Origin of the sequence: Burkholderia diffusa (assembly GCF_902499115.1) — a bacterium.
Classification (GTDB): Bacteria; Pseudomonadota; Gammaproteobacteria; order Burkholderiales; family Burkholderiaceae; genus Burkholderia; species Burkholderia diffusa.
In genome coordinates this window covers 181,000-205,818 of sequence record NZ_CABVPN010000011.1, presented here as the reverse complement: position 1 = coordinate 205,818, position 24,819 = coordinate 181,000, and the positions used below count along the sequence as shown (strand labels likewise).

General features: G+C 64.4%; 21 protein-coding genes. 13 read left to right on the top strand and 8 right to left on the bottom strand.

The window, feature by feature from the left end; translation table 11 throughout:
* Nucleotides 1-70: 70 nt before the first annotated feature.
* Complete coding sequence (mltA, locus tag BTE28158_RS13495; RefSeq protein WP_226118160.1) at nucleotides 71-1,195, bottom strand: murein transglycosylase A; 1,125 nt, start codon at nucleotides 1,193-1,195, stop codon at nucleotides 71-73.
* Between the two features lie 28 nt (nucleotides 1,196-1,223).
* On the opposite strand from mltA, the gene BTE28158_RS32485 reads away from it, so the two are divergent.
* Entirely contained in the window at nucleotides 1,224-1,367 is a 144-nt protein-coding gene (locus BTE28158_RS32485; RefSeq protein WP_006758475.1) for a hypothetical protein, read from the top strand.
* A 14-nt stretch (nucleotides 1,368-1,381) separates the two neighbouring features.
* On the opposite strand, the gene apaG is transcribed toward BTE28158_RS32485, so the two are convergent.
* The gene (gene apaG, locus BTE28158_RS13490; RefSeq protein WP_057924835.1) at nucleotides 1,382-1,756 is read right to left on the bottom strand and encodes a Co2+/Mg2+ efflux facilitator ApaG/CorD; all 375 of its coding nucleotides are present in this window, start codon (nucleotides 1,754-1,756) and stop codon (nucleotides 1,382-1,384) included.
* Between the two features lie 177 nt (nucleotides 1,757-1,933).
* On the opposite strand from apaG, the gene rpe reads away from it, so the two are divergent.
* The 8 genes from rpe (at nucleotide 1,934) to BTE28158_RS13450 (ending at nucleotide 9,253) form a co-directional block, all read left to right on the top strand.
* Entirely contained in the window at nucleotides 1,934-2,620 is a 687-nt protein-coding gene (gene rpe / locus BTE28158_RS13485) for a ribulose-phosphate 3-epimerase (RefSeq protein WP_006482066.1), read from the top strand.
* A 4-nt stretch (nucleotides 2,621-2,624) separates the two neighbouring features.
* Nucleotides 2,625-3,380, top strand: coding sequence for a phosphoglycolate phosphatase (locus BTE28158_RS13480; protein ID WP_151052106.1), 756 nt, complete (start codon nucleotides 2,625-2,627; stop codon nucleotides 3,378-3,380).
* Nucleotides 3,381-3,738: 358 nt separating this feature from the next.
* Nucleotides 3,739-5,232 carry an anthranilate synthase component I gene (trpE, locus tag BTE28158_RS13475; RefSeq protein ID WP_124629065.1) on the top strand — a complete coding sequence of 498 codons (1,494 nt, stop codon included), beginning with the start codon at nucleotides 3,739-3,741 and terminating at the stop codon, nucleotides 5,230-5,232.
* 13 nt (nucleotides 5,233-5,245) lie between these two features.
* Nucleotides 5,246-5,845, top strand: coding sequence for an aminodeoxychorismate/anthranilate synthase component II (locus tag BTE28158_RS13470; protein WP_059608057.1), 600 nt, complete (start codon nucleotides 5,246-5,248; stop codon nucleotides 5,843-5,845).
* Between the two features lie 13 nt (nucleotides 5,846-5,858).
* On the top strand, nucleotides 5,859-6,890 hold the full coding sequence (gene trpD, locus BTE28158_RS13465) for an anthranilate phosphoribosyltransferase (RefSeq protein ID WP_151052108.1): 1,032 nt from the start codon (nucleotides 5,859-5,861) through the stop codon (nucleotides 6,888-6,890).
* A gap of 29 nt (nucleotides 6,891-6,919) precedes the next feature.
* Nucleotides 6,920-7,705, top strand: a complete 786-nt coding sequence (trpC, locus tag BTE28158_RS13460) for an indole-3-glycerol phosphate synthase TrpC (RefSeq protein ID WP_151052110.1) — start codon at nucleotides 6,920-6,922, stop codon at nucleotides 7,703-7,705.
* A complete protein-coding gene (locus tag BTE28158_RS13455) occupies nucleotides 7,705-8,331 on the top strand; it encodes a CYTH domain-containing protein (RefSeq protein ID WP_124629067.1) in 627 nt (208 codons plus the stop codon). Before trpC ends, BTE28158_RS13455 begins: the two co-directional genes overlap by 1 nt.
* A gap of 13 nt (nucleotides 8,332-8,344) precedes the next feature.
* On the top strand, nucleotides 8,345-9,253 hold the full coding sequence (locus BTE28158_RS13450) for a uracil-DNA glycosylase (protein WP_174913543.1): 909 nt from the start codon (nucleotides 8,345-8,347) through the stop codon (nucleotides 9,251-9,253).
* A 118-nt stretch (nucleotides 9,254-9,371) separates the two neighbouring features.
* Here BTE28158_RS13450 and BTE28158_RS13445 read toward each other — a convergent pair whose 3' ends face one another.
* From BTE28158_RS13445 to BTE28158_RS13430, 4 genes are all read right to left on the bottom strand, one after another.
* Nucleotides 9,372-9,968, bottom strand: coding sequence for an FMN-dependent NADH-azoreductase (locus tag BTE28158_RS13445; protein WP_059608052.1), 597 nt, complete (start codon nucleotides 9,966-9,968; stop codon nucleotides 9,372-9,374).
* Between the two features lie 147 nt (nucleotides 9,969-10,115).
* Entirely contained in the window at nucleotides 10,116-11,915 is a 1,800-nt protein-coding gene (locus tag BTE28158_RS13440; protein ID WP_151051945.1) for a M61 family metallopeptidase, read from the bottom strand.
* A gap of 116 nt (nucleotides 11,916-12,031) precedes the next feature.
* Nucleotides 12,032-12,760: a DsbC family protein gene (locus BTE28158_RS13435; protein WP_059608050.1), complete on the bottom strand. Its 729-nt coding sequence runs from the start codon at nucleotides 12,758-12,760 to the stop codon at nucleotides 12,032-12,034.
* Between the two features lie 90 nt (nucleotides 12,761-12,850).
* A complete protein-coding gene (locus tag BTE28158_RS13430) occupies nucleotides 12,851-14,029 on the bottom strand; it encodes a UbiH/UbiF family hydroxylase (protein ID WP_059608049.1) in 1,179 nt (392 codons plus the stop codon).
* Nucleotides 14,030-14,276: 247 nt separating this feature from the next.
* Here BTE28158_RS13430 and ychF point away from each other — a divergent pair, with 247 nt between their 5' ends.
* From ychF to BTE28158_RS13410, 4 genes are all read left to right on the top strand, one after another.
* The gene (gene ychF, locus BTE28158_RS13425; protein WP_151051943.1) at nucleotides 14,277-15,371 is read left to right on the top strand and encodes a redox-regulated ATPase YchF; all 1,095 of its coding nucleotides are present in this window, start codon (nucleotides 14,277-14,279) and stop codon (nucleotides 15,369-15,371) included.
* Between the two features lie 183 nt (nucleotides 15,372-15,554).
* Entirely contained in the window at nucleotides 15,555-16,697 is a 1,143-nt protein-coding gene (locus BTE28158_RS13420) for a tyrosine-type recombinase/integrase (protein WP_151051941.1), read from the top strand.
* Between the two features lie 312 nt (nucleotides 16,698-17,009).
* Complete coding sequence (locus BTE28158_RS13415; protein ID WP_174919917.1) at nucleotides 17,010-21,833, top strand: RHS repeat-associated core domain-containing protein; 4,824 nt, start codon at nucleotides 17,010-17,012, stop codon at nucleotides 21,831-21,833.
* Nucleotides 21,834-21,836: 3 nt separating this feature from the next.
* Entirely contained in the window at nucleotides 21,837-22,325 is a 489-nt protein-coding gene (locus tag BTE28158_RS13410) for a hypothetical protein (RefSeq protein ID WP_151048914.1), read from the top strand.
* Nucleotides 22,326-22,727: 402 nt separating this feature from the next.
* On the opposite strand, the gene BTE28158_RS13405 is transcribed toward BTE28158_RS13410, so the two are convergent.
* Nucleotides 22,728-22,940 (bottom strand): hypothetical protein, encoded by a 213-nt coding sequence (locus BTE28158_RS13405; protein WP_151048916.1) that lies wholly within the window; start codon nucleotides 22,938-22,940, stop codon nucleotides 22,728-22,730.
* Between the two features lie 349 nt (nucleotides 22,941-23,289).
* Nucleotides 23,290-24,681 carry a GABA permease gene (gene gabP, locus BTE28158_RS13400; RefSeq protein ID WP_059600629.1) on the bottom strand — a complete coding sequence of 464 codons (1,392 nt, stop codon included), beginning with the start codon at nucleotides 24,679-24,681 and terminating at the stop codon, nucleotides 23,290-23,292.
* Nucleotides 24,682-24,819 lie beyond the last annotated feature (138 nt).

The window sequence follows — 24,819 nt, the reverse complement described above, 5'->3', positions numbered from 1 at the left end:
ACCGGCCAACACCGATCGGGCTGTTTCGCTTTGATGCCGGGCTACACGTATACGCCGGCACCACCGCGCATCACGAATTCGGGAACAGCAGCCACATCCGGCCGATCTGCTTCATCCGTCCGGCCTGGTCGCCGGCGTCGTCGCCCAGCCCCCAGAAATAGTCCGCCCGCACGCCGCCCTTGATCGCGGAACCCGTGTCCTGTGCGAACACGAGCCGGTTCATCGGCGTATTCGTCAACGGACGCGTGGTCTGCAGGAACACCGGCGTGCCGAGGGGGATCGACGACGGATCGACCGCGATCGAACGCTCCGCCGTGAGCGGCACGCCGAGTGCGCCGATCGGGCCGTCCGCGCCGCCGTGCGGCGCATCTTCCTTCGTCGGCATGTCGCGGAAGAACACGAATCGGGGATTCGTATCGAGCAACGCATCCACGCGAGTCGGGTTTGCCTTCGCCCAAGCCTTGATGCCCTGCATCGTCGCCTGTGCGGGCGTCAGCTCGCCGCGATCGAGCAGCCACTTGCCGATCGAGCGATACGGCTGGTTATTGGTGCCGCCGAAGCCGACCCGCATCACCGAACCGTCGTCGAGCAGCACGCGCCCCGAACCCTGCACCTGCAGGAAGAACGCCTCGATCGGATCATCGACCCACACGAGTTCGTTGCCGTTCAGGATGCCGGCCCGCTCGAGCTGGGCGCGAGCGGGCAGCGCGGCACCGGCGCGATAGCCAGCCGGCCAGCGGTACAGCGCGTACTGGTAAGGGCCGCGACGCACGCGGGAGCCGTGCAGCAGCGGCTCGTAATAGCCGGTCACGAGCCCGTCGAGCGTGCCGTCGGTATTCGCCAGCTGAAACGGCGTGAAATACGTTTCGAAGAATGCACGTGCGCTGCCGACGTCGAGCTCGTCGAGGCGGTCGGCGGCCGCGCAGGCGCGCTGCCATGCGGGCTGGCGCGCGAGCCGCACGCAGTTTTGCCGCAGCGCCGCCGTCGCGCCGATCAGCGAATCGTCCTGCCACCCCGGCACCTGCTGCCACGCGACCGGCGTGAGCCGCTTCGCGGCAACCTGCCCTGGCACGATCGCCGCGCCGGTCGGCGGCTTGAGCGCCGACGTGCGCGTCGGCGCGCCGCCGCATGCGGCAAGCAGCGCTGCCGTCGCGGCCGCCACAACCCAGCCGGCCGCCCGGGGCCCAAACCACATACAATGTTCGTTCTTGATGGAAACCGCCATGTCAGATTTTCTCGACCAATATCCGATGCTCATCTTCGCGCTCGAGGCTTTCGTAGCGCTTGCCCTGCTGATCTTCATCGTCGTGTGGACGTCGTCGGGCAGGAAGAAGCACGCCCGCGGCAACGACCGCCAGCCGCGCTGACCGGCCCCGCACGCTCAATGCAGCGTGCGCGGCATGTGCAGCGCGAACTCGTCGACCGGCGCGTCGAACCGCTCGCCGTCCTCCGCCACGCAGAAGTACGCGCCGCGCATCGTGCCGACCGGCGTCGCGATCACGGCCCAGCTCGTGTATTCGAACTGTTCGCCCGGCTGCAGCAGCGGCTGGTGCCCGACGACGCCGAGCCCCTTCACTTCCTGCACGTGGTTTTCGCTGTCCGTGATGATCCAGTGACGCGCGATCAGCTGCGCCGCGACCTGCCCGGTATTGCGGATGGTCAGCGTGTACGCGAATGCGTATTGACGTCGATCGGGGTCGGATTGTTCCGGCAAGTAGCTGGTTTTCACCGAAACGGTGAACTGATACTGACTCATGGTGTTTCCGCTGTAGGTAACCGCCCGCGCCAACTCGAGCGGCAAGGCCGCGGGCGCGCCGCACTGGTTCGGCATTCTATTCGGAATCGGGCCGCAACCGCACGGCCCGTCGCCGCGCACCGGGTCGCCGGACGGTAGAATGGCGGTTTTGCGCCGCAGCGTCCCCGCTCCCCTGTCATGACTCAATTCCGCATCGCTCCCAGCATCCTGTCCGCCGACTTCGCACGGCTCGGCGAAGAAGTCCGCAACGTGGTCGCCGCCGGCGCCGACTGGATTCACTTCGACGTGATGGACAACCATTATGTGCCGAACCTCACTATCGGCCCGCTCGTCTGCGAGGCGATCCGCCCGCACGTGCAGGTGCCGATCGACGTGCATCTGATGGTGCGCCCGGTCGACCGGATCGTGCCCGATTTCGCGAAAGCCGGCGCGAACCTGATCAGCTTCCACCCGGAAGGTTCGGACCACATCGACCGTACGCTGTCGCTGATCCGCGATCACGGCTGCAAGGCCGGCCTCGTGTTCAACCCGGCGACGCCGCTGAACTATCTCGACCACGTGATGGACCGCCTCGACTTCGTGCTGCTGATGTCGGTGAACCCGGGTTTCGGCGGCCAGTCGTTCATTCCGGAAACGCTGAACAAGCTGCGCGAAGCACGCGCGCGCATCGACGCATACACCGAGCGCACCGGCCGCGAGATCCTGCTCGAGGTGGACGGCGGCGTGAAGGCCGACAACATCGCGGAAATCGCGGCAGCCGGCGCGGATACCTTCGTCGCGGGTTCGGCGATCTTCGGCAAGCCCGACTACCGCAAGGTAATCGACGAGATGCGCGCCGCGCTCGCCACCGTCGAGCGGAGCTGACGCCGTGGCCGATTCCTCGCAGGCCCGTCAGGCACCGGCCGCAGCCGACGGCACGATCCGTTTCGCGACGCCGCGCATCGACGCGGCGCTGATCGACCTCGACGGCACGATGGTCGACACGGCCGACGATTTCACGGCCGGGCTGAACGGGATGCTCGCGCAGCTCGGCGCGCCGGCCACGTCGCGCGACGAGGTGATCGGCTACGTCGGCAAGGGCTCCGAGCACCTGATCCACAGCGTGCTGAAGCCGCGCTTCGCGCCCGACGAGGCGCACGCGCGCTTCGACGACGCGCTCGCGATCTACCAGACCGAATACGCGAAGATCAACGGCCGCCACACGCGCCTCTATCCGGACGTCGCAACCGGCCTCGACGCGCTGCGCGCCGCCGGCATCCGGCTCGCGTGCGTGACGAACAAGCCGCACCGCTTCGCGGTCGAGCTGCTCGAGCAATACGGGCTGATCGATCGTTTCGGCATCGTGCTCGGCGGCGACAGCGTCGCGCGCAAGAAGCCCGATCCGCTGCCGATGCTGACGGCCTGCGACGCGCTCGGCGTCGCGCCGGACGCGGCGGTCGCGATCGGCGACTCGGAAAACGACGCGCTGGCGGGCCGCGCGGCGGGAATGGCGACGCTGACGGTGCCGTACGGCTACAACCACGGCAAAGCTATACAAACGATAAATTCGGATGGTATAGTCGTTTCGTTGCTGGTCGCGGCCCGCGCGATTACCGCGCACAACGCCGGCCGGCCAACCATCTGATTATTTCTTCCATCCGCATGTTTCTGAATAAAAAACGGAGTCTGAGCAGCATCGACCGGGGAGCCTGGCCCTGGCGTCGCTGGTCGCGCTAACCTCTTCGATGAGGTACGCTGAGGCACGTCTTCAGCGCCGTTTTTTATCTCGCTGCGCATCCGCGCGCCGATCGTCGCACCACCTCGAGTTCTACCGTGTCCGAACGCTTGCGTTCAGGATCGGCCGCAGGCTCGCGACGTTCACGCCCGGAGTGCCGGCCGGCAACAGGCACTTCTCGATCGACCGCCCTTTCGCCGACGGCAGCCCGCGCAGCGTCAAGTGATCCCTGGCGCACTCCGCCGCTCGTCCCGAACAGGACCGGAACATGACCGAACTCGAATTCCAATCGCTGGCGAACGAAGGCTACAACCGCATCCCGCTGATCGCGGAAGCGCTCGCCGACCTCGAAACGCCGCTGTCCCTCTACCTGAAGCTGGCCCAGCCTGAACGCGCGGGCGCCAACTCCTTCCTGCTCGAGTCGGTGGTCGGCGGCGAACGCTTCGGCCGCTATTCGTTCATCGGCCTGCCCGCACGCACGCTGGTGCGCACCCGCAACGGCGTGTCCGAAGTGGTGCGCGACGGCCAGGTCGTCGAGACGCACAACGGTGACCCGTTCGAATTCATCGAGTCGTTCCAGGCGCGCTTCAAGGTCGCGCAGCGCCCGGGCCTGCCGCGCTTCTGCGGCGGCCTCGCCGGCTATTTCGGCTACGACGCGGTGCGCTACATCGAGAAGAAGCTCGCGAACACCGCGCCGCGCGACGATCTCGGCCTGCCCGACATCCAGCTGCTGCTCACCGAGGAAGTCGCGGTGATCGACAATCTCGCCGGCAAGCTCTACCTGATCATCTATGCGGACCCGGCCCAGCCAGAGGCCTATACGAAGGCAAAGCAACGCCTGCGCGAACTGAAGCAGCGCCTGCGCACGACCGTGCAGCCGCCCGTGACGTCGGCGAGCGTGCGCACCGAGACGTTCCGCGAGTTCAAGAAGGAAGACTATCTGGCCGCCGTGCGCCAGGCGAAGGAATACATCGCGGCCGGCGAACTGATGCAGATCCAGGTCGGCCAGCGGCTGACGAAGCCGTACCGCGACAATCCGCTGTCGCTGTATCGCGCGCTGCGTTCCCTGAATCCGTCGCCGTACATGTATTACTACAACTTCGGCGATTTCCACGTGGTCGGCGCATCGCCGGAAATCCTCGTGCGCCAGGAAAAGCGCGGCGATGACCAGATCGTCACGATCCGTCCGCTGGCCGGCACGCGTCCGCGCGGCAACACGCCCGAGCGCGACGCGGAACTCGCGACCGAACTGCTGAACGATCCGAAGGAAATCGCCGAGCACGTGATGCTGATCGACCTCGCGCGCAACGACGTCGGCCGCATCGCGGAGATCGGCTCGGTGCAGGTGACCGACAAGATGGTGATCGAGAAGTACTCGCACGTGCAGCACATCGTCAGCTCGGTCGAAGGCAAGCTGAAGCCCGGCATGACGAACTACGACGTGCTGCGCGCGACGTTCCCGGCCGGCACGCTGTCCGGCGCGCCGAAGGTGCGCGCGATGGAACTGATCGACGAGCTCGAGCCGATCAAGCGCGGGTTGTACGGTGGCGCCGTCGGTTACCTGTCGTTCTCGGGCGAGATGGATCTCGCGATCGCGATCCGCACGGGCCTGATCCACAACGGCAACCTGTACGTGCAAGCGGCGGCCGGCGTCGTCGCGGACTCGGTGCCCGAATCCGAATGGCAAGAGACCGAGAACAAGGCGCGCGCGGTGCTGCGTGCGGCCGAACAGGTCCAGGACGGCCTCGATAGCGACTTCTGACCGGAGACTGACCATGCTGCTCATGATCGACAACTACGACTCGTTCACCTACAACCTGGTCCAGTACTTCGGCGAACTGGGCGAGGACGTGCGCACGTACCGCAACGACGAAATCACGCTCGACGAGATCGCGCGCCTGAACCCCGACGCGATCTGCCTGTCGCCCGGCCCGAGCAACCCGCAGCACGCGGGCATCACGCTGGACGTGCTGCGCGAATTCGCGGGCAAGAAACCGATCCTCGGCGTCTGCCTCGGCCATCAGGCGATCGGCGAAGCATTCGGCGGCCGCGTCGTGCGCGCGAAGACCATCATGCACGGCAAGGTGAGCCGGATCGAAACCGACTGCCGCGGCGTGTTCGCCGACCTGCCGAAGCATTTCGACGTCACCCGCTACCACTCGCTCGCGATCGAACGCGAATCGCTGCCCGACTGCCTCGAGGTGTCCGCGTGGACCGACGACGGCGAGATCATGGGCGTGCGTCACAAGACGCTGCCGATCGAAGGCGTGCAGTTCCACCCGGAATCAATCCTCTCCGAGCACGGCCACGCGCTGCTCGAGAATTTCCTGAAGCAGAATCGCGCGACGGCCCGGGCAGCCGCGCCGGCGGCCTGACGGGAGACGCACGATGACGATTACCCCGCAGGAAGCGCTGCAACGCACGATCGAACACCGCGAGATCTTCCACGACGAGATGCTGCACCTGATGCGGCTCATCATGCGCGGCGACATGTCGCCCGTGATGGCGGCCGCGATCATCACCGGGCTGCGCGTGAAGAAGGAGACGATCGGCGAGATCGCCGCCGCCGCGACCGTGATGCGCGAATTCGCGAACCACGTCGAGGTGCAGGACAACTCGAACTTCGTCGACATCGTCGGCACGGGCGGTGACGGCTCGCACACGTTCAACATCTCGACCGCGTCGATGTTCATCACGGCCGCGGCCGGCGCGAAGGTCGCGAAGCACGGCAACCGCGGCGTGTCGAGCAAGTCCGGCAGCGCCGACGTGCTCGAGGCGCTCGGCGTGAACATCGATCTGCAGCCCGACCAGGTTGCCGCGTCGATCGCCGAAACCGGCATGGGCTTCATGTTCGCGCCGAACCATCATCCGGCGATGAAGAACATCGCGGCCGTGCGCCGCGAGCTCGGCGTGCGGACGATCTTCAACATCCTCGGCCCGCTGACCAATCCGGCCGGCGCGCCGAACCAGCTGATGGGCGTGTTCCATCCCGACCTCGTCGGCATCCAGGTGCGCGTGATGCAGCGCCTCGGCGCGCAGCACGTGCTGGTCGTGTATGGCAAGGACGGGATGGACGAAGTGTCGCTCGGCGCCGCGACGCTCGTCGGCGAATTGCGCGACGGCGAGGTGCACGAATACGAGATCCATCCGGAGGACTTCGGCCTGCAGATGGTGTCGAACCGCACGCTGAAGGTGGAAAATGCCGAAGAATCGCGCACGATGCTGCTCGGCGCGCTGGACAACAAGCCGGGCGTCGCACGCGAGATCGTCACGCTGAACGCGGGCACCGCGCTCTATGCGGCCAATATCGCCGAATCGATCGCGGACGGCATCCAGCTCGCCCGGGAAGCGGTCGCGAGCGGCAAGGCGCGCGCGAAGGTCGACGAACTCGTGCGTTTCACGCAGCAGTTCAAGCGCTGACTCCCTTTACGAATCAAGCAGGAACCCACATGAGCGACATTCTCGACCGAATCATCGCCGTCAAGCGCGACGAAGTCGCGGCGGCCATGCGCAGCACGCCGCTCGAGGCACTGAAGCTGGACGCATCCGCGCGCGACCTGCGCGACTTCGTCGGCGCGCTGCGTGCGAAGCAGGCGGCCGGCAACGCGGCGGTGATCGCCGAAATCAAGAAGGCGAGCCCGTCGAAGGGCGTGCTGCGCGAGCATTTCGTGCCGGCCGACATCGCACGCTCGTATGCGGAGCACGGCGCCGCGTGCCTGTCGGTGCTGACCGACGAGCAATTCTTCCAGGGCAGTGTCCGCTATCTCGAGGAAGCGCGCGCGGCCTGCACGCTGCCGGTGCTGCGCAAGGACTTCATCGTCGATGCGTACCAGATTCTCGAAGCGCGCGCGATGGGCGCCGACGCGATCCTGCTGATCGCGGCCGCGCTCGACACGCCGCTGATGCAGGACCTCGAGGCGTATGCGCACTCGCTCGGCCTTGCGGTGCTGGTCGAAGTTCACGACCGCGACGAGATGGAACAGGCGCTGACGCTGAAGACACCGCTGCTCGGCATCAACAACCGCAACCTGCGCACGTTCGAGACGTCGATCCAGACCACGCTCGACATGCTCGACATGATTCCGCCGGACCGCATGGTCGTGACCGAGTCGGGCATCCTGTCGCGCACCGACGTCGACACGATGCGCGCGGCGAACGTGAACGCGTTCCTCGTCGGCGAGGCGTTCATGCGCGCCGAGCAGCCGGGCGAGGAACTCGCGCGGATGTTCTTCTGATGGCGATCGAAAAGGAAATCAAGCTTGCGCTGCCGGCCGGCGAGGCCGATGCCGCGCGGCGCTTTTTCGAGACGCTGACCGGCGAAGCCGGCGATGTCATCGCGCTCGCGAACGTCTACTACGACACGCCCGATCTCGCGCTGGCCCGTTCGAAAAGCGCGGTGCGCGTGCGCCGCACGCCGCACGGCTGGCTGCAGACGTTCAAGACGGTCGGCAGCGCGGAAGCCGGCCTGCATCGCCGCCATGAATGGGAGTTGCCCGTCGCCGGCGATGCGCTCGAAATCGATGCGCTCGTCTCCGCGTGCGACGTGCCGAACGCGGCCACCGCGCTGCGCGACGCTGCGCCGGCGCTGCACGCGCTGTTCCGGACGGATTTTTCGCGTACGCTGTGGCGTATCGCAATCGGCGGCGCAACCGTCGAGGCCGCAGTGGACATCGGCGAGATCGTCGTCCAGGCGGAAAACGATACGCGCCGCGAACCGATCAGCGAAATCGAACTCGAACTGATCGACGGCCCGGAAGCTGCGCTCGCGACACTCGCCGCCGAACTGCAGCAAGCGCTGCCGGGCCTCGCCCCCGAAAACATCAGCAAGGCGCAGCGCGGCTACCGGCTGCGCGCGCAATAAACCCGCATCACGCATGGCAACCCGCAAGACTCTCCGCACGCCGCAACAGGCGTCGCTGTTCGACGATCCCGTGCCGGAAACGGCGCAGGACGATGTTTCCGCCTCGGCGCCCGCGCCGGCCGCGGCTGGGCGCAGGCCCGCAAAGAAGGCCGCGGCAGCCGCCCCGGCCTCCGCCGCGCCGCAGCCCGCTGCCGCCGCGCACGTCCCACACCTCGCCGCGCAGTTCGACGCGCTGCCGGCCGTCTGGCGCGACGTGCTGAAACCCTTCATCGACAGCGATGCGTATGCACCGCTGTGCCGCTTCGTCGACGACGAACGCGCGGCCGGCAAGACGGTCTACCCGACCGACGTGTTTCGGGCGTTGCGCCTGACAAGCCCGGACGACGTGAAGATCGTGATCCTCGGCCAGGACCCGTACCACGGCGACGACCGCGGTACGCCGCAGGCGCATGGCCTGGCGTTCTCGGTGCCGCCGGCCGTGCGCACGCCGCCGTCGCTGCGCAACATCTTCAAGGAAATCGCCGCGAATTTCGGCCACGACACGCCGCGTCACGGCTGCCTCGATACCTGGGCGCGCCAGGGCGTGCTGCTGCTCAACACCGTGCTGACGGTCGAGCGCGGCGCGGCCGCGAGCCACGCGAGGCGCGGCTGGGAACAATGCACGGACACGCTGATCCGCGAACTCGCCAGCCGCCATCGCGGCCTCGTGTTCATGCTGTGGGGCGCGCATGCGCAGGCGAAGCGCGCGCTATTCGATGCGAGCGCGCACTGCGTGCTCGAGGCGCCGCATCCGTCGCCGCTGTCCGCACACCGCGGCTTCCTCGGTTGCCGCCACTTCGCGCTCGCGAACGACTATCTGGTCGAAGCGGGTCGCGAGCCGATCGACTGGCGCCTGCCGGAGGTGGCCGAAACGCTCGCGTAACCGTTCCGCGTTCAACTTCCCGCTTTCGTCCGCATCACGTGAAAACGCCGCGCCCCTTTCGGGACGCGGCGTTTTTTTCATCTGGCGACGCAGCGGGTGCAACGCACCCGCGTCGGCCTTACGCGGCAGCGATCGCTTCGCGGGCGCCGGCGAGCGCGGCGCTCTGTGCATCCGGCCCGAGGTTCAGGCCTTCCGCGTGGATGAAGCTCACGTCGGTCAAGCCGATGAAGCCGAGGAACGTGCGCAGGAACGGCGTCTGGCTGTCGTTCGGCGTGCCGAGGTACTTGCCGCCGCGCGCCGTCACCACGTGAACCTTCTTGCCCTTGATCAGGCCTTCCGGACCGTTCTCGGTGTAGCGGAACGTGACGCCTGCACGGGCGATCCAGTCGAAATACGTCTTCAGTTGCGACGAGACACCGAAGTTGTACATCGGTGCCCCGATCACGATGATGTCGGCGGCCTGCAGTTCAGCGATCAGTGCATCGCTCTTCGCGACGATCGCATTCTGTTCCGCGTTGCGCTGGTCGGCCGGCGTGAAGAATGCGCCGAGCACCGATTCATCGAGGTGCGGCAGCGCGTCGGCCAGCAGGTCGCGAACCACGACCTTCGCGCCGGGGTTCGATTGTTGCAGCTTTGCCGTCAGTTCGTTGGCCAGCAGCGTGGATTGCGCACCTTGCGAGCGCGCCGCGGAATTGATTTGCAGAATGGTCGTCATGTCAGGCTCCGGTTTGGTTGCGCTTCGGTAGCGCGAGTGACGCCATTGTGCGTGGCCGCATGGTCGCGAAAAAGCGGGTTCAAGGCGACGGATTGTTGCAACAGCAGAACAATCGTTGATCGCACCCCGAAACCCGCTCGTGCATGCTCAGCCCTTCAGCCAGGCTTCCCGGGCCTTGTGCGCGGCAGCCGGCTTTGCGGCGGCCGTGAGCCGGTAGCGCGCGACGTCCGGCCCGTCGAGCTTCAGTTTCGCGGTCCGCAGCTCGTCACGGCGGAATGCGTGCACCTCGACCTTGTCACCCGGGCGGTAGCGCGCGAGCAGCGTGTCGAGGTTCGTGCCGGTGACGCGCAGCCCGTCGAGCGCGATCAGCGTGTCGCCGGCCGACAGCCCCGCGCGATGCGCGCCGCCGCCTTCGTATACCGCCGCCAGCATGCAGTCCGCGCCGCCGCGCAGGCGCGCGCCGATCGTCGGCTTCGCGGCCGCGCCAGGCGCGACTTCGGGCGCGAGCGTCACGCCGAACGGCGCGAGCAATTCGGCGAGCGGCAGGTCGCGCGTGCCGTGCACGGCGTCGGAGAACAGCCTGCCGAGCGCGACGCCCGTCGCTTCCTCGATCAGCGTCTCGACCTCGGTTTCCTCGACGCCAGCCTGCTTGCCACGATAGAACTCGCGTCCGTAGCGTTGCCACAGCAAGCGCATCACGTCGTCGAGCGACTTGCGATTGCGCGTCTGCGCGCGGATCGCGAGATCGAACGCGAGCGCGACAAGCGAACCCTTCGTGTAGTAGCTGACGATCGCATTGGTCGCGTTCTCGTCCTGGCGGTAGTACTTGATCCACGCGTCGAACGAGCTTTCCGCGACGCTCTGCTTCAGCCGCCCCGTGCCGCGCAGCACGCCGCCGATGGTACGCCCGAGCGCCGCGAAATATTCGTCCTGCGACATTAGCCCGCTGCGCACGAGCATCAGATCGTCGTAATACGAGGTGAAGCCCTCGAACAGCCACAACAGCGACGTGTAATTTTCGCGCGCGAGGTCATACGGCACGAACGCGGCCGGCTTGATGCGCTTCACGTTCCACGTATGGAAATACTCGTGGCTGCAGAGGCCGAGGTACGTGCGATAGCCTTCCGTCGTGTCGGGCCGGCCCTTCACCGGCAGATCGGTGCGGTTGCAGATCAGCGCGGTCGACGCACGGTGCTCGAGGCCGCCGTAGCCGTCGCTGACCGCGAGCGTCATGAACACGTAGCGGTCCATCGGCGCCTTCTTCGACTTCGGCTCGAACAGCGCGATCTGCGCCTCGCACACGCGCTTCAGGTCGGCGCGCAGCCGCTCTATGTCGAGCTGCGTCACGCGCCCGGCGATCACGATGTCGTGCGGCACGCCGTGCGCGTCGAACGTCGCCAGCGCGAATTCGCCGATCGTCACCGGATGGTCGGTGAGTTCGTCGTAGTTCGATGCGCGGTACCCGCCGAACCCATAGCGCCGGGTGCCGCGTGCCTCGGGCAGCGACGTACCGACGCGCCACGTGCGGAATGCCGGGCCCGCCGGTTTCGCGATGTCGACCTCGCACGGCGCAGCCTCGTGGCCGGCGACGCTCAGGAACACGGCCGTGGCATTGAAGAAGCCGCCCGATTCGTCGAGATACGCGGAGCGGACCGACAGGTCCCACGCGTACACGTCGTAGCGCAGCGTCAGCGCGCCGTTCACCGGCGCGGCCTGCCACGTGTTCTTGTCGGTTTTCGCGATCCGCACCTTGCGGCCCGCGTCGTTGAACGCGGCGAGCGTCACGATGTTGCGCGCGAACTCGCGCACGAGGTAGCTGCCGGGAATCCACACCGGCAGCGAGAAGCGCTGGCCTTCGGGATCGGGATCGGCGACCGTCACCGACACTTCGAACAGGTGCGCGGCAAGATCTTTCGGGGCAATCGAATAACGGATCGGCTGGGTCATCGTGGGAATCGGACGAAAATCGGACGGAATACGGCAGCGGAAACGAAGAGAGGCGCCGGCTGATATCGCGGGCGCCCCTCGCTGGCCGGGCCATGCAGCCCGGGGTGCCGGTCAGTTTACTTGCTCGACGCGAGCGCCTGGTTCAGCTGGTCGGCCGACACCGCGCCCGGCAGGCGGCGGCCGTCGGGCAGGAAGATCGTCGGCGTGCCGGTGACGTTCATCCCCCGGCCGAGCGCGAGGTTCTTGTCGAGCGCGGTCGTATCGCAGGTGCCGGCGCCGGTCGGCACGCGATGGTCGAGCATCCAGCTCTGCCAGGTTTTCGCGCGGTCGGTCGCGCACCAGATCGCCTTCGACTTCGCGGTCGAATCGGGCGACAGTACCGGATACAGGAACGTGTAGACGGTCACGTTGTCGATCGACTGCAGCGTCGTCTCGAGGCGCTTGCAGTACGGGCAGTTCGGATCGGAGAACACAGCGATCTTGCGTGCGCCGTTGCCCTTGACGACCTTGATCGCGTTCGCGAGCGGCAGGCTCGCGAAATCGATCTTGTTGAGGTCGGAAAGGCGCGCGTCGGTCAGGTTCTTGTGCGTCTTGGTGTCGACGAGATCGCCGAGCAGCACGTAGTCGCCGGCTGCATCGCTATAGATGATCTGCGTACCGAGGTTCACTTCGTACAGGCCTGCGACCGGAGATTTCGACACGCTCTTGATCGGCGCGTCGTTGCCGAGACGCGCTTGCAGCGTGGCTTTCAGCTTGTCGGTGGTCTGGTCGGCCTGCGCGGTGCAGCCGAGCGTCGCCATCGTGACGGCCAGCGCCAGCGATGCGATGCGGATCGTTTTTTTCATCCTGTAGTTCCTTCAGCTCAATCGGAGTGCACGTCACAGTGTACGCCGTAACGGAACCCTGTCCGACAGGCCGAAGGCGCGAAGGTTCGATCAGCCGAGCGCGGCCGACACGAGCCAGCGCTTCACGAGCGGTTGCGCACCGACGAACGCCATGCCCGCGTTGCGCACCGCCTTCGCAAAGGAGCCAGGCACCGCGAACAGCCGCTGCAGCCCGTCGGTCGCGACCATCAGCGCGCGGATGTCCTCGCGGCGCGAACGCTCGTAGCGGCGCAGCAGCACCGTATCGCCGAGGTTGCGGAAGCTCTCCTTGTTCGCGATCGCATCGGCGAGCGCCGCGACGTCGCGCAGCCCGAGGTTCATCCCTTGCCCCGCGAGCGGGTGGATCAGATGCGCGGCATCGCCGACGAGTGCGACACGCGGGGCGATCAGCTTGTCGACGGTCTGCAGCGCGAGCGGGAAGCCGGCCGCGGGCGTCACGCATTCGAGTGCCCCGACCTGACCGTGCGACACGCGCTCGACTTCGGCCGCGAGCTGCGCCGGATCGAGTGCGAGCAATTCGTCCGCGTGCGCGGTGTGCGCGGACCACACGAGCGATACGTGACCGTCCGGCAGCGGCAGCAACGCGATGATCTCGCCTTCGTGAAACCACTGGCAGGCCGTCTCGCGGTGCGGCAGCGATGCCTTGAAGTTCGCGACGACGCCGGTTTGCCGGTAGTCGCGCCGTTCGACCTTGGCCCCCATTTGCGAGCGCACCCACGAATGCGCGCCGTCGGCGCCGACGACGAGATCGGCTTCCAGCACCTGCCCCGACGACAGCGTGAGCACGGCCGCGTCGTCGTGCACGTCGAAGCCCTGCGCGCGCGCATCGAACCACGTGAGGTTCGGCTGGAACCGCAGCGCGGCATCGAGCGACGTCTCGATCAGCGACGATTCCGCGATCCAGGCCAGTTGCGGCACGGAGGCCTGGTACGCGGAGAAATGCAGTTCCGCGTGCGCATCGCCGTACACGCGCATGTCGTAGACCGGCGCGAGCCGGCCATGGTCGAGCGCCTGCCAGACTCGCAGCCGCTCCAGCAAGGCCTGCGAGCTGGACGACAGCGCGTAGATGCGCGTGTCGAACGCGAGATCGGCCGGGCGCGGCGTGGCCGGCTGGGCGAGCAAGGCGGTCTTGTAGCCGGACTGGGTCAGCGCGAGCGCGGCCGTCTTGCCGACGAGCCCGCCGCCGACCACGGCGACGTCGAAGGTGTGGTGGGCAGTCATGGCGGGCATTATAGCCGCGGGGCCAATCCCTTACGCGGCCGGACTTTGCGGGAAATCAGCATAATCGCGGGCCGGCCCGGCAGCGCGACGGCCCGCCGCATCGGGCATTCGGGGGAAGGCCGGAAACCGGGGCGTCGGCACGGTACAATAGCGCCTTTGAACGTCGGCCCGCCGCGCCCCACGCGCCGGCCGTCCCTATTTTCCCGCGCCGCCGTGCCCTGTCCGGCCGCGCCGCCTTACCCGTCCGAAGGATTCCATGAGTCTCAAATGCGGCATCGTCGGCTTGCCCAACGTCGGCAAGTCCACCCTGTTCAATGCACTGACCAAGGCCGGCATCGCCGCCGAGAACTACCCGTTCTGCACGATCGAACCGAACGTCGGCATCGTCGAGGTGCCGGACGCGCGCCTGAAGGCGCTCGCCGAGATCATCAACCCGGAGCGCATCGTGCCGGCCGTCGTCGAATTCGTCGACATCGCAGGCCTCGTCGCGGGCGCGAGCAAGGGTGAAGGCCTCGGCAACCAGTTCCTCGCGAACATCCGCGAAACCGATGCGATCACGCACGTCGTGCGCTGCTTCGAGGACGACAACGTCATCCACGTCGCGGGCAAGGTCAGCCCGATCGACGACATCGAAGTGATCAACACCGAACTCGCGCTCGCCGACCTCGGCACCGTCGAGAAGGCGCTCACCCGCTACTCGAAGGCCGCGAAGTCGGGCAACGACAAGGAAGCTGTGAAGCTCGCTGCGGTGCTCGAAAAGGTTCGCGCGCATCTCGACCAGGGCAAGGCCGTGCGCGGCCTGGATCTGTCGGACGACGAGCAGGCGCTGCTCAAGCCGTTCTGCCTGATCACGGCGAAGCCGGCGATGTACGTCGCGAACGTGAAGGACGACGGCTTCGAGAACAACCCTCATCTCGACGCAGTGCGCAAGTACGCGGAAAGCGAGAACTCGCCGGTCGTCGCGGTGTGCGCAGCGATCGAAGCGGAAATCGCCGATCTCGACGATGCGGACAAGGAAGCGTTCCTCGCCGACATGGGCATGGAAGAGCCGGGCCTCGACCGCGTGATCCGCGCGGGTTTCAAGCTGCTCGGCCTGCAGACCTACTTCACCGCGGGCGTGAAGGAAGTGCGCGCGTGGACGATCCATATTGGCGACACGGCGCCGCAAGCGGCCGGCGTGATCCACACCGATTTCGAGCGCGGCTTCATTCGCGCGCAGACGATCGCATTCGACGATTTCATCGCGTACAAAGGCGAACAGGGTGCGAAGGAAGCCGGCAAGATGCGCGCGGAAGGGAAGGAATACGTCGTGCACGACGGCGATGTGATGAACTTCCTGTTCAACGTCTGACGATTTTTTCTGAACTCAGCAGCGCTCGGCGGACTGAGCAAACCTTTTAAAATTAAGGGTTTGCAAAACAATACGGTTTCCTGAGCGTTCCTATTGTTCATCGAGTTCTGAAAAATTTGGGGGTAGCGTTGGGGTACTCGTGTTCAACCGCGGGGGTACTTCTCCCCGCAGTGGCGTCCAACGATGCCCGAGAATCTACTCACCGACGCCGAGATCAAGTCGGTCAAACCTGCTGATCGAGACCGGAAACTTTCAGACGGCGGGGGCTTGTTCCTGCTGGTCAAGCCAACCGGCGGCAAGCTTTGGCGGTGGAAATACCGCCTGCAAGGCAAAGAAAATCTCTTTGCCATTGGCAGCTTTCCCCGAATAGGTCTTGCAGAGGCGCGCGCCGCCCGGGAACGGGCGCGTGCACTCGTCAAACAAGGCATTCACCCTTCCCATGAGCTGCAACGGGTCAAGCAAACCAACCTTGACGCACTGGAAGGCCGCAAACGCCCTCGTGCAAGCTCGTTCGCCAAGGTGGCGCAGGCGGACTTAGCCGAGATCAAGCCAGTTTTCGCGCCCAGCTCCTACCTCACGAAAGAATCCCGCATCAGGAAGTACCTGTCTCCCAAGGTCGATGGGATGCCGATGAGCGACATTGGCGTCAAGCAGATTCGCCCGCTGTTGGACTGCAATGTATCTGGCACGTGGGCAGCGATCCACATCAAGGGTGACCTGTCTGCCATCTTTGAATTCACCGTGATGCGGGGTCTGGCTGAATCCAATCCGATCCCTAACCTGCGCGGGCTACTCCGTATCCCGGTCAGTGAGACCAAAGCCGTCATGACCCGCGAACAAATTCATGGGCTCTACCAGTCATTGCAGGGGTACAGAGGCTATCCGGAAACCGCAGTTTGCTTGCGTTTGATTGCCCTGACGGCTTGTCGTCCGGGCGAGCCTGCGGATGCTGAATGGGACGAGTTCGACTATAAGGACGCGGTATGGCGCCGCCCCGCCGCCAAGATGAAAGCGCGACGTGACCCACTTTCCCCGCAAGCCATCGCTGTCCTGAAAGACCTGCAACGCATCACGAGTGGCGGACACTATTTGTTCCCGCACCGCAGTGCCAAGGGTTTCACAACGCCCAATCGGCTCAGCTACGCCATGCGCGATATGAACCTGGGGCGCGGTACAACACCGCACTGCTGGCGCACGACTTTCTCAACGTGGACCAATGAAAACGGTTATCACCCGGATGCTATTGAGAGGCAACTCGCCCATATCGAAAGCGACAAAGTACGGGCCGCCTACAACAAGGCTCTCCTGCTTGCAGACCGGAAGTAGCTGATGCAAGCATGGGCCGACTACCTGAGTGACCTAGCACAATCGTCCTAGTGCTGTGGCCGCATAACGCATCGGCGCAACGTCGAGCGCGGTATGCACTGCTTTACAACCATCGCGTTTGCGGTGAAATGAATTTTGTACAGTTAGCCGCCCATCTAAACGGCTTTTCAGATCGATCCTATATTCAAACCGCGAGTGATTGCGCACGCTTGTGCCTGGAGAATTTCATGTACGTCCATATGCTGAGAGCCTGCTGCTAGTCATTCCTTCACTAGAGGCAGTAGTTGTAGGTGCTCAGTTCCTGGAGCACCGATGGCAAGCCAAGCACCTGAAGCGTCCGCCTCTTCCGCACGTCCCGTCACAGTCGCTCCGCTCAACCAGATCCAACTGGGTGACGTGGCGCTGACCATCGATGCATTTGGCCAATGGCTGGGCGCAATCACCGACGGAGCAGTGACCCTGAATCGCCTGCGCACCGTTGCAGGCAATCTGCCAGCGGTCCGTAACATCCTCAATCTGGCAGACCTGCTGGGCGATATCGTCACCCTCACCACACGCGAGGACCGTGATACTTCGGACTGGGCGATCGCAAGCATCAATCTGATCGGTCTGATGCCGGCCCCGGCCACCGCTCCTGCCCGCATGACGCTGCGGCCTGCACTTTTTCTCGCGCGACAGGAACTGACTGGCGAAAAATCCCTGGTCAGCGAGGCCCTGCTCAACACGTTGACGGTCAATCTGAACAGCAGCATTCGGGGCGAGTTGGACGACTTTGTACAGCAGACCCAACAAAGGCTACCCGGTTTACTGGATGAAGCCGCCACCTTTGGCGAAAGCCTCATACTGGACCTCGCCAGCGGTCTGGAGACCCTGACTCAGGCGAACAACGTTGTCGGTAGAGCGCCCGGCAAAAACGAATCAGGGAAGTCGTGGCGCGACCCCACCGTCTTGTTTTCCAACCTCTATGACGCGGCGCTTCAGTTTCAGCGCGATGCCGCCACCACAAGCCCGAGCGCCCCGGCACAAAGCCTTTCAAAAGAAACACGCACCAAGATCGCCGCAAACGCCCAGCTACTGCGCCAGTTCGCCGCGCTCTTGGCCAGCCAGGTACGAGCGCAAGCCAATCCGTCGACGCAAGGTAGTGTCGGGGGGATCGTCGCCGGATTGCATCGGTCGCTCGAAGCGCGAGGGCCGAGCCGTTACCTGGCCGCCAATGTCAAGACCGATACGACGAGCCTGGCTGGATCGCTCCATCCAGGCGAATCACTTGAGGCACGCGTCAAAGAACGCCCGGCCGACCAAGACGCCAACGTGTGCAAGATCGGAGCGCCGTCAGGCACCGGCGGCAGCATCAGCTTTGCCACGGGCAGCGAAACACTCAGCCACACCGACTTCACGCTACCCGGCCCATTTACCATCGCCTGGACGCGTACCTACCGCTCCAGCCTGGGTGCCTTCGACGATGGCGAGCTGGGCGCGCGCTGGATCACGCCATACACCACGCGCTTCGACGTGCGGGGCGAAGGCCTGCGCTACCACGGCGCTGACGGGCGCAGCCACGACTACCCGCTGCCCAAGGTCGGACAGTTCCATGAAGATCGCATCGAGGACCTCACCCTGGTTCGTGTACGCGATCATGAGTTGGTGCTGTGTCGCGGCTACGAACGCCGCGAGACCTACCAGCGCCACGGCGACCGCTACCTGCTGGTGCGGATCGAGCTGCGCGGCGGCGCCGGCATGCTGCTCGGCTACGACCACCGCGTTGGCAATCGCGCGGTGCTGTCGGACCTGATCACCTACCAGGACGATCCCAGTCAGCCGCATACCCACCTGGGCACCCTAGTGGACGACGCGGGCCGTATCACCGGCCTGTGGCTGATGGGCGAGCACGAACCCCTGCGCCGCCTCAGCCTGTACCGCTATGACGAAGCGGGCGACCTCACGCTGGCACAGGACGAGAACGCTGCCGCATGGACGTACCAGTACCAGCACCACCTGATCACCCGTTATACCGACCGCACCGGCCGCGGCATGAACCTGGTGTGGCAGGGAGAGGGCGCGGATGCTAAAGCGGTGCGCGAATGGGCCGACGACGGCAGCTTCGACACCCGCCTGGAGTGGGACGAGAACATTCGCCTTACCTACGTGATCGATGCTCACGGCCAGGAGACCCGGCACTACTACGACAGCCTTGGTTACACCTACCGCATTGTTCACCCGGACCAGCGCTCGGAATGGTTCTTCCGGGACAGTGCCAAGAACGTTGTCCGACACATCGACAGCGCAGGTCATGTCAATCGCTTTGCGCATGATGAGAACGGCAACCTGCTCGAGCACATCCGTGCGGACGGCACCACCGTGCATTACGCGTGGGATAGCAAAGACCAGCTCATCAAGATCAGCGACGCCGAAGGCGGCCTCTGGCTGCGCGACTACGATACCCGCGGTCGGCTCACGGAGGCCATCGACCCGCTGGGTAACAAGACCGAGTACGCCTACAACCTGATGGGCCTGCCGATCGGCATCACCGATGCCAGCGGCAAGACCAGGCAGCTCGAGTACAACAGCAGCGGCCAGCTCACTCGCTACGTGGACTGCTCGGCCAAGGCCAGCGAATGGGCCTACGACGCGCGCGGCCAACTCGTGCAGTTCACCGACGCGGCCGGCCAGGTCACCCGCTACCGCCACGAGGCCGGCCAGCTCGCCGCCATCCGCTACCCGGACGATACCGCAGAACACTTCGAGCGCGACGCAGAGGGCCGGCTGCTAACCCACATCGATGCGCTGGGCCGGCGCACTGAATGGGACTACACCGAGGCCGGCCTGCTGGCCAAGCGGGTGGACGCCGCCGGCCAGTCCCTGCGCTACCAGTGGGACAAGCTCGGCCAGCTCACCGCGCTGCGCAACGAGAACGGGCGCGATGCCGAGTTCCACTACGACCCGGTGGGCCGTCTGCTGGCGGAAACCGGCTTCGACGGCGCCATCACGCGCTACGAGTACGAAGAGGCGACCGGCAAACTGGCGCGTGCCATCGACGGGCAGCGCATCACCGCCTATACCTTCGATCCGATGGGCCGCCTCACCGAGCGGCGCGCTGCGCTGCAAACCGGCGACGCAGCCCCGCGCAAGGCCGACTGGCAGATCGAGCGCTTCGCCTACGACCTCAACGGCAATCTGGCGCTGGCCAGCAACGCCGACAGTCGCCTGCAATGGTTCCACGACCCGGCCGGCAACCTGGTGCGCGAGCACCAGCACTACACTCGCCTGGGCCAGCCGCTGGTCGGGGTGTGGCAGCACGAATACGATGCGCTGAACCAGCGTATTGCCACCGTGCGCCCGGACGGCCACCGTGTCAGCTGGCTCACCTACGGCAGCGGCCACCTGCTGGCTCTCCAGTTGGATGAACGAGAACTGGTCAGCTACGAGCGCGACGACCTGCACCGCGAAGTCGCCAGAACACAAGGCAACCGGCTGCTGCAAACGCAGCAGTGGGATTCAATGGGGCGGCTCAGCGAGCAGGTGCTGGCGCGCGACACGCCTGCGCTCACAAACACCGCAGGCGGCAACCGCCTGCTGGTGCGCCGCTACCGGTACGACGCCAGCGGCCAACTCACCGACATCAACGACACGCGGCGCGGGCAGATCGCCTACCGCTACGACCCCGTGGGCCGCCTGCTCGAAGCGCAAAGCCGGCTCGGTCATGAGACGTTTGACTTCGACCCGGCGAGCAACCTCATCGACCCGGCCGAGCAGCGCGAAGCCGAGCGCCAGCGCATGCCGCGCATCAAGGCGCTGGACAACCTGCTCAAGCAATACGCCGGCACCCACTATCAGTACGATGCGCGCGGCAACCTCACCCAGCGCTGGCACAACGGCAAGGAAGGCCGTTTTACTTGGGATCTGTTCGACCGCCTCACGCACTACGAAGACGAGCGCCTGAAGGTCGACTACACCTACGACGCGCTTGGGCGGCGCCTGTCCAAGCACAGCCAGGCGCACTACGAGGAAAGAAGGGAAGCGGGGCCACACTGGAACCGCGCCGAGCGCGTGAAGCGCAACCGCGCGCTGCAATGCGGCTTCACGCTATACGGCTGGGACGGCGATACGCTGGCGTGGGAGAGCAAGATCGCCGACGAGGATGGCTTTGGCGCGCGCACCACGCACTATGTGTACGATCCGGGCAGCTTTGTGCCGGTGGCGCAGGCGGTGCGCGACGACGCCATCGAATTGCTGGACCAGCCAGAGTATGGCGATTACTACCGGCAGGATGAAGACCCGCTGTGGGGCGCGCCGCCGCCCGCGCCGCCGATCAACAGCCTGGCGTGGTACCAGTGCGATCACCTCGGCACGCCGCAGGAGCTGACTGATGAGCAGAGCGAGATTGCGTGGAGCGCGGAGTACCGAGCGTGGGGTGTTGCGCAGGAGGCCATCCGGAAAGCATCCGGCAAAGCACCGATCGCCAACCCCATCCGCTTCCAGGGGCAGTACCATGACCATGAGACCGGGCTGCATTACAACCGGCACAGGTACTACGATCCTAGTAGTGGGCGCTTCGTATCGAAAGATCCGATTGGGCTTGCAGGCGGGTTGAGTCTGTACCAGTTCGCACCGAATCCTGTGGGATGGATGGATCCGTTGGGCTTGACTGGCTCCATTGCGGTGCCGGCGCCCATTTCGATACCCAACTCCGTACCCGTACCATCAGTCAAGTCGGCGGGGTTGCTCTTACCACTCCTTTTGACAGGTGATACCCCCAATCGGCTGCCGTACTACCATGCGACGTATACAAGGACTCATCCAATCACACAGCAGGTGTATTGCGGGCGAACTTCAGGGTATGGTGATCCCAATACGCTGGTGCGCCGGCGAGGGCTACAGCAAGGCCATCTGAATGCAGAGGGATTTGCTTCCCCGGTCTTGGATAAGTTCTCTGTTAATAGAGATGCAATACGTGGGCGGGAGCAACAGCTCATAGATTTCCATGGTGGCGCTCAAAGTGTTGGCGGGGGCACAAGAAACATGATTAATGGGGTCGGGGATTGGAATCCACGCGGCTTCTTGTATGACGCTGCTTCGACGGCGGAATTTGGAGCACTTCCGGACAATTCCCCATCTAGATTCAGAATTTGGAAATAGCGAGTGAAATTCATGACGAGAACATCGCAAAAAACAGCTGAACTGACGAAACTTCTTGGGATATTCGACCAAATCGTTTCTCTCTTGGCCAGTTACCAACACCCGGTGTTGTTGAAATTTAAGGATTCTTGGGAGGCTGGTCGTAACAAATACTCTCAAGCACTAGCTGAGGGCGTCTCTGCTTCAACTTTGACTGAGGGAGTAAAACAAGGACTCAGAGGGGCCAGCGATTTTATGAATTACATACCGATCACCGAAAGAAGGGATTTTATAAAAAAATACAACCAAATTATATTAAATGATTTCCCTGAATTTTTTGATAAGGATGAAAAAAAGATAGGCGCCATCATTAAACGGGGGGAAATTAGGAGCGAAGATGAGTTCTATCTTGTAGAGTTTTTCTTCGAGCGCCAGCATGAAGCGAATCCGGACGGGGAGGACACAATCGCTCTGCGCCGAATCATGGATGAGTTTGAATTTGGAGGGCGGTGAGTTTGATGCTGGCCAAGACGGCTCCGGATGACAGTTCTCACCGCCCCAGGTACCCCGCCGTAATCTGGGCCTCCTGACTCAGGACGCCAAGGGGGCTATGAATGGGTTAGGCTCTCCGTAACGTTCAATAGATCGCAAATAGGGAATTTTTATGCGGGAAGACATCAAACAAGCAATCGAATGCTGGGCCTCTAGGCCAACCTGGTTCAGTTCGCATCCCAGCGATGCCAGGAAGCTTAGGCAAGCAATATCCAACCTTAAAAGGCTTGTGCCACGTCCTACAGAAAGTGAACTGGTAGCTGTCATATACCATCGGGTAAAGGATCTGCCGGCGATGCTCGGAACCCCCGTGGACATAGAAAAGGCGGTAGCAGAGTTCGCTTCGAAGATGGCTGCAAGGATCTAGATTTTGTATTGCACCGTGCTGTTCCGAAGTAACTGCCGTAGCCTCCGGTTCACGGGCGTCGTAGAGCTCCAAGTGATCTCACCAAGATGGCCAAATCGATGACCAGAAATGGCGAAAAAAAAGCGCAGTGACCTTCCGGACGGCGTGCCCAACTCGGCCTGCTTCAACGCGTATGCGATCTGCTCTTCGGTGAACTTGCTCTTCTTCACGGCATGACCTCCAAGTCTCGATGACATCGTCATGCCGGAATTTTCCACTTCCAAATGGGACAGTTTTGTGGGCTAGGGTCACGAAGGTGCCTAAGCCTCGCCAAACCTCTTCTGCAGTGGAGAACTAATAAGGACGAGGCTTCCCGGCCGGTGGCTTTTCAGACTTCCGCTTCAACGTCTGATACGTGCAATGCCGATGCCGTGCGATACGCTCGGCATCGCCTGACGCGCATCCGGAACGAAAAGCAAATGGGCCGATTGGCAAATGCCAATCGGCCCATTTTTCATCCACGGACTTGTCCGTCGGCCAAAGACGAGCACCGCTGCCCGCCTTCGGATCGTCACGTCATCACGTCGCCGACACCCGCCGCCCAGCACCTGCTCGCGCATCACGACCGCGCTTGTTCAACCACGAAGCAAACAACACGAGCAGCGCGAGCACGGCCGTCGCCCCCACTTCCATCCGGTGTTCCTCGCTGACGAACATCACGGTCAGCGTGCCGCAGATGAACACGATCACAGCCCACGTGAGCCACGGGAACAGCCACATCCGCAGCGTCAGGTCGGCACCGCTCGATTCCAGCGTCTTGCGCATCCGCAGTTGCGAGATCGCGATCACGAGATACACGAGCAGCGCGATCGCGCCCGACGTCGCCAGCAGGAAGCCGAATACCTGCTCCGGCATCAGGTAGTTCGCGATCACGGTCAGGAAACCGAATGCGGTCGATGCGAGCACGGCCGCACGCGGCGTGCCGGTCGAATCGGTGCTATGCAGGAACGCGGGCGCGTCCTTGCGCTTGGACAGCGAGAACAGCATCCGCGATGCGGTGTAGAGCGCGGAGTTCAGGCAGCTCGCGACCGACACGAGCACGATCACGTCGATGATCGCCTTCGCGTTCGGAACCCCGATCAGCTCCATCGCGCGCTGATACGAGCCGTGCTTCGGCAGCAGCGGATCGTTCCACGGCACGATGGCCGCGACGACGAGGATCGAGCCGAGATAGAACAGCGTGATACGCCAGATGACGGAGTTCGTCGCACGCACGATCTGGCGTTGCGGGTTGTCCGACTCGGCGGCCGCGATCGTCACGATCTCGGTGCCGAGAAACGAGAACATCGTCGTCAGCATCGCCGCGAGCACCGCGCCGGCGCCGTTCGGCATGAAGCCCTGGTGCGCGAAGAGGTTCGACACGCCCGATACGGCCGGCGCGGGCACGATACCGACGATCGCCGCGCCGCCGATGCACAGGAACACGACGATCGCGATGACCTTGATCAGCGCGAACCAGAATTCGAATTCGCCGTAGTTCTTGACCGAGAAGAGGTTGGTGATCGTCAGCAGCAACGTGATGCCGAGCGCGAAGATCCAGGTCGCGACGCCGGGGAACCATGCATTGAGAATGGTCGCGGCGGCCGTCGCCTCGATCGGGATCACGAGCACCCAGAACCACCAGTACAGCCAGCCGATGGTGAAACCGGCCCAGTGGCCGATCGCGCGATCGGCATAGGTCGAGAACGAACCGCTGTCCGGATGCGCGACGGCCATCTCGCCGAGCATGCGCATCACCAGCACAACCAGGACGCCCGCGATCGCATACGCGAGGATCGAAGCCGGGCCGGCTTCCGCGATCGCGTGGCCGGAGCCGACGAACAAGCCGGCGCCGATGACGCCGGCAATCGACATCATCGTCACGTGACGCTGCTTCAGACCCGTGCCGAGGCCTGTCTTGCTTCCACTCATGTGTCTCTCTCCAAAAAACGGTTCCGATATGACCGGGTGTCGCATGAAGGCGGCGCGGGATTTGTCGTTGTTGAATCCGGCAGCGCGCCGCGCATGCGCGGCATGCGGGCAGGGAGCCGGATCGAGCCTGTTCCGGTC

What these genes read in the sequence shown, in the direction of transcription:
- mltA (WP_226118160.1), bottom strand. Translation starts at nt 1,195, where the DNA reads ATGTGGTTTGGGCCCCGGGCGGCCGGCTGGGTTGTGGCGGCCGCGACG.
- BTE28158_RS32485 (WP_006758475.1), top strand. Translation starts at nt 1,224, where the DNA reads ATGTCAGATTTTCTCGACCAATATCCGATGCTCATCTTCGCGCTCGAG.
- apaG (WP_057924835.1), bottom strand. Translation starts at nt 1,756, where the DNA reads ATGAGTCAGTATCAGTTCACCGTTTCGGTGAAAACCAGCTACTTGCCG.
- rpe (WP_006482066.1), top strand. Translation starts at nt 1,934, where the DNA reads ATGACTCAATTCCGCATCGCTCCCAGCATCCTGTCCGCCGACTTCGCA.
- trpE (WP_124629065.1), top strand. Translation starts at nt 3,739, where the DNA reads ATGACCGAACTCGAATTCCAATCGCTGGCGAACGAAGGCTACAACCGC.
- BTE28158_RS13470 (WP_059608057.1), top strand. Translation starts at nt 5,246, where the DNA reads ATGCTGCTCATGATCGACAACTACGACTCGTTCACCTACAACCTGGTC.
- trpD (WP_151052108.1), top strand. Translation starts at nt 5,859, where the DNA reads ATGACGATTACCCCGCAGGAAGCGCTGCAACGCACGATCGAACACCGC.
- trpC (WP_151052110.1), top strand. Translation starts at nt 6,920, where the DNA reads ATGAGCGACATTCTCGACCGAATCATCGCCGTCAAGCGCGACGAAGTC.
- BTE28158_RS13455 (WP_124629067.1), top strand. Translation starts at nt 7,705, where the DNA reads ATGGCGATCGAAAAGGAAATCAAGCTTGCGCTGCCGGCCGGCGAGGCC.
- BTE28158_RS13450 (WP_174913543.1), top strand. Translation starts at nt 8,345, where the DNA reads ATGGCAACCCGCAAGACTCTCCGCACGCCGCAACAGGCGTCGCTGTTC.
- BTE28158_RS13445 (WP_059608052.1), bottom strand. Translation starts at nt 9,968, where the DNA reads ATGACGACCATTCTGCAAATCAATTCCGCGGCGCGCTCGCAAGGTGCG.
- BTE28158_RS13440 (WP_151051945.1), bottom strand. Translation starts at nt 11,915, where the DNA reads ATGACCCAGCCGATCCGTTATTCGATTGCCCCGAAAGATCTTGCCGCG.
- BTE28158_RS13435 (WP_059608050.1), bottom strand. Translation starts at nt 12,760, where the DNA reads ATGAAAAAAACGATCCGCATCGCATCGCTGGCGCTGGCCGTCACGATG.
- BTE28158_RS13430 (WP_059608049.1), bottom strand. Translation starts at nt 14,029, where the DNA reads ATGCCCGCCATGACTGCCCACCACACCTTCGACGTCGCCGTGGTCGGC.
- ychF (WP_151051943.1), top strand. Translation starts at nt 14,277, where the DNA reads ATGAGTCTCAAATGCGGCATCGTCGGCTTGCCCAACGTCGGCAAGTCC.
- BTE28158_RS13420 (WP_151051941.1), top strand. Translation starts at nt 15,555, where the DNA reads ATGCCCGAGAATCTACTCACCGACGCCGAGATCAAGTCGGTCAAACCT.
- BTE28158_RS13415 (WP_174919917.1), top strand. Translation starts at nt 17,010, where the DNA reads ATGGCAAGCCAAGCACCTGAAGCGTCCGCCTCTTCCGCACGTCCCGTC.
- gabP (WP_059600629.1), bottom strand. Translation starts at nt 24,681, where the DNA reads ATGAGTGGAAGCAAGACAGGCCTCGGCACGGGTCTGAAGCAGCGTCAC.